This is a genomic window from Pseudomonas sp. 2822-15 (assembly GCF_002742515.1).
GTDB lineage: Bacteria > Pseudomonadota > Gammaproteobacteria > Pseudomonadales > Pseudomonadaceae > Aquipseudomonas > Aquipseudomonas salomonii.
Genome location: NZ_LJRY01000326.1, coordinates 1 through 3925 on the forward strand (window position 1 = coordinate 1; position 3925 = coordinate 3925).

At 49.3% G+C, this 3925-nt stretch carries 4 protein-coding genes and 1 pseudogene; 4 read left to right on the top strand and 1 reads right to left on the bottom strand.

The features are described from left to right. Positions 1 to 56 precede the first annotated feature (56 nt). The 4 genes and pseudogenes from AOA59_RS33245 to AOA59_RS28265 form a co-directional block, all read left to right on the top strand. Positions 57 to 317, top strand: a pseudogene (locus tag AOA59_RS33245) (IS4 family transposase); the annotation flags it as partial. A gap of 273 nt (positions 318 to 590) precedes the next feature. After that, positions 591 to 953: a hypothetical protein gene (locus AOA59_RS32175; protein ID WP_143522840.1), complete on the top strand. Its 363-nt coding sequence runs from the start codon at positions 591 to 593 to the stop codon at positions 951 to 953. Positions 954 to 1261: 308 nt separating this feature from the next. Continuing rightward, the gene (locus tag AOA59_RS28255; RefSeq protein ID WP_099489787.1) at positions 1262 to 1930 is read left to right on the top strand and encodes a hypothetical protein; all 669 of its coding nucleotides are present in this window, start codon (positions 1262 to 1264) and stop codon (positions 1928 to 1930) included. A 610-nt stretch (positions 1931 to 2540) separates the two neighbouring features. Continuing rightward, positions 2541 to 3077, top strand: a complete 537-nt coding sequence (locus AOA59_RS28265; RefSeq protein ID WP_099489789.1) for a hypothetical protein — start codon at positions 2541 to 2543, stop codon at positions 3075 to 3077. A gap of 153 nt (positions 3078 to 3230) precedes the next feature. On the opposite strand, the gene AOA59_RS28270 is transcribed toward AOA59_RS28265, so the two are convergent. Next, positions 3231 to 3485 (bottom strand): hypothetical protein, encoded by a 255-nt coding sequence (locus AOA59_RS28270; protein ID WP_099489790.1) that lies wholly within the window; start codon positions 3483 to 3485, stop codon positions 3231 to 3233. Positions 3486 to 3925: the final 440 nt, after the last annotated feature.

Consider the following 3925-nt stretch of genomic DNA (forward strand, 5'->3'; position numbering starts at 1 on the left):
AGTGAGATCGAGCATCTACTGCCGCATCAGTGGATGCCTGGCTGATCTACGCAAGGCGTATTCCCCGTACGCTTACGTTGTTGATTGCTGCTTTGGCCAACTACCTTCTGTTTTTGACAGGGCTGCAGGCACGAGAAAGCGGTTTGGAACGACGCTACCAGAGCAACAGCATCAAAGAAAAGCGAGTTCTCTCATTATGGCGACTAGGCTTGGAATACTGGCGAAGCTGCACAGGTTTTGGGGGCCGAGGACACTTGGAAATATTGGAGCGGGCTCTGCGTGATGAGGTAAGCCATCAAGCGCAGAGTTTAGGGTAAATTTGTGGGGATCCCTCAGGGTCTGACCCCTATTTTCCTCGCTTACAGTGGGCAGCCGATTCGTTTGTTATCTTGTGATACTGGAGCTTGTGATGCCGGATTTGCTCAAAGTCTTGCGAATAAAATGGGAGTCCCGGTGAAAGCTCCAACTAACTTGGTGTGGGGCTACGGCGATGGAAAAGTGGTAGTTGCTCCGAGATCCCTAACGAATCCAAATTGCCCGGACTTATCGAAGCAAGGTGAGTTCAAAATTTTTAATCCAGGTAAGCCATAGTGTCTATTTCATTAGTTATGTGCGAGCGATGCGGCGGTGGTTTGGTAAGTTTTGAGGAAAACAGCGCTAAAGGGCTAAGGTGTTCAGTTTGTGACTGGTCGTTAGTTGCTACGAACATTTCTGGTATTAAGGTTGATGAAGAGATATATGAAGTGTTTTGTGTTGGTGATTGTAGAAATAAATCACATATAAGGGCAGTGTCCGAGGTGTTCGGTTCTAATTTTTTAAAGTCCAGGGATTTACTTCGGCAGGGCATGTTTAGAATTTTTTCTGGAAAGGCTGTAGACGTATTAAGAGTTCGAAAGATTCTTGCTGAAGTTGGAGTCGAGTATATAATTAAACCCGATTTTATCTGGGTTTGATGGCATAGATGTAAAAGAAATACAAGCTGGGGCTGGCAGGGATTGGAATGTTTTGGACGAGATTGCTAGCCTTAACGTGGTAACGCAATCCACTCCTACAGCTTGCGGTGCTGCCCGTGGTGAGATGCTGTTGTGTGATATCTGTCATCTTTCCGCCCGAGATGAAAGTGGCCAGTTCCAATTCGCCCCCCTCTAGAGGAAAAAGGGGGCGGATTTATTTAATTTTCTAAGTCAAAAAGCGGCTGATAGAGCAACTGATATTTTGACTGAGCAAAATATCAGAAACATTACTGTGAGGGTTGCACCTAATGGCTACGCATAAGCTTGAATTTCGTCATAGGCCAAAATTTTCAGAGTCTATCGAAAAACGGCACGAGAATTTTCTCAAAAGGTTGTCCGGCTTAGGTGCGCCATGGGATTTGGCTGGTGCTGTAGATGTTCCCCATATTGAAGGCGAGCTTGTTGTTTCTGTTTCTTTAGATAAATTCCTTCCAAAGGGAATAAAAGGTCGAATAGCATATTCTCTTAGAAGTGAGAAATATCTAGAAGATGATGCTCAATTTGATGACTCTCTATTCATTGAGTTTTCGAATGCTAAAATTGATTATTTGGACTTATTGAAAAGAATCTTCCCTGCGTACGTAGAGGCTTTTGGTGCCTATAGAGCTGCACTGCATGATTGGTCTGTCACTAGAAGCGACTGGCCGGCAGTAGTAGCTGCATGCGATGCTACAAAAAAAGATGTTAACGGAAGAGATGGTGTTTTTCGTATAAATGCGGCTAATTATTTTGATGAGAAATTGTGCCTTCGCGCATTTGGGAAAAGCCCTCAACAGATTATTAACTGTCTCAAGGGGCACGTTGAGGAGACCTCGGAATTGGCCGGAGGTGTGTTGATTGTTGTTAGCTATACGCCGCTGACCACCAGCGAGATAGCTACTGCTGGAGAGCGATTAAAAGAACTTTTGGTTGGGTGATGCGAGGGGGAGCTAGGTCCAGAAGATCCGGGGCCAACTGGCGCGATCCCAACAATGACGACTTGTTGCAGGGAGGCAGGCCACGGTATTTTTAATACACGTATAAATAGTGGTCTGCCTCCTATCCTTTTGTTAACTTTAGCCCATGCCGTAGCCTGTTGGAGAGAAAACTATGACTGCCTTTATGGGAAAAAGTCACCTGTACGTAAAGATGCTATCTCTTTCTTTAGCTTATATCAGAAACATCCAGTCGCAGAGTGAGGAAATCAAAGGCAAGGACGTATCGTGTTATCTTGAAGCGGATTTGGTACATAACCTTACGACTAGCCTGCTCAGTCCTGATTTCTCTGAGCACGACATATGGTTTTTAAATCACCAAGCTAAATATTATTATGAACGTTGTGATGGTGATTTATCACCTAACTACTATGATCATCTGAAGTGTATAAAGGCTCTTTTTAAGCTTGTGCCTGATGCATTAAAGGTGGGCTTGTCGTGGCATGGGCCCTAGGCTCATCAACGCGAACTGGGGACAGGTCACCTTGGCAATGAACTTTAGATATTCAATAAATCACCCATAACCGCTTGATATGTGAGCCTAGGAGTCGTCTTGAAAATACTTTTGTTGACCCTTTTTTCAGCTCTATTGCTGAGTGGCTGCGGCTCTGCACGCTATGAGAAGCCTATCCCCTACGACCAGGCCACCACCGCACGCATCCGTCTTTTTGGGAATAACGGCTTGCCTGTCGCCATCAACCCCGGACAAGACTGCGCGTCGAGTAAAGAACCTCTTTTTGCCTACGGTTACACCGTTGCGGATAAGGTCAATTCCACCTTGGGGCAACACACCAAGCGAAGTGTCGGAATGCCCGCTTCCTGGAGGAGCGAGCACCTGAGCTATGGCGAGTCTTATGCCGAGTTTGTGATCCCTGCGGGGGTGCCGTCGGTGGTTGTGATGAAGATGGTTGCCGCTGAGGCGTCTTGTGTGCCCGATGCCCGTGTATTTGTTCCTGAGGCGGGTAAAGATTATGAGGCGTACCTACAGAGGCAAGACTGGCGGTGCGGTGCCGTGATTCGACTGCTCTCTGGTGTGGAGACGCCGGGTGCTATCGCACACGTTCCGTCGAATAGTTGCGGGAGAAAATAAAGGTAACTGGCGGGCTGGGCCGGCAGTTGTTCATGCTTTTCGTGCAGCGCCAAGGCTGCATAGGTGACAGGCCACTTTTACTGCCCAAGCGTGGCCCGCACCTACTCACTGCCTCACCGCTAACAGGGCAACTCGTCAGCCGCCCTGTCGCGGTCAGTTGACGCTGTTAAGCCTGCGAATAATGACATCCAGCAAATCACACCCATCCCGCAGTGGTATAGCCAGTAGTTGGGCGAAGTCTTGAAGCACCACAGCATCGCTGCTTAGCTGTTCGCAGAAGGCAAGGTTTTCCAACAGTTGGGTGACGGCGCGAATCCGGTACGCGGCGGCGTCGTGGAGCACGTCGAGGGGGGCGCTGGTGTCGATAAGCAGAGCAGGGACGGTGCAGTCGTGGCCCGTTAGGGGCATGTATTGGTTCATGGTGAAACCTCGGTCAGTAGAGTGAAGCTGTCACCTCTCGTCGCCAAACGAATGGGTGACAGCTGTACGCAGGTTGGCGAACCGGGACCGAGTTCCGGCAGACCCGAAGGTCTCCCGCGCACAGCTGCCATAAAGCAGCGATGCGGGTACGGAAGCCCCTGCAAGCAAGCAGAAAGCTTTCGCATACGGTCAACGGATCGCCAAATCCGATCGCCCTTGTTGGGCGACGGGCCGGACTATAAGCCCCCCACCCAAACCCACGCAAGGCACCAACGCCCTGACTCAACCCCTTTTCGCCTATCCCCAACCCCACCATTTCCAACGCATTCCGCCGTCTGCTCACGGATATCAGGCAAATCCCAATAGTTTGGGGAAGCTTCCTGCCGCAAAAGGAACCATTTCCCTGGAGCCCGGGCCTTTAACCCGTT

What these genes read in the sequence shown, in the direction of transcription:
- AOA59_RS28255 (WP_099489787.1), top strand. Translation starts at nt 1,262, where the DNA reads ATGGCTACGCATAAGCTTGAATTTCGTCATAGGCCAAAATTTTCAGAG.
- AOA59_RS28270 (WP_099489790.1), bottom strand. Translation starts at nt 3,485, where the DNA reads ATGCCCCTAACGGGCCACGACTGCACCGTCCCTGCTCTGCTTATCGAC.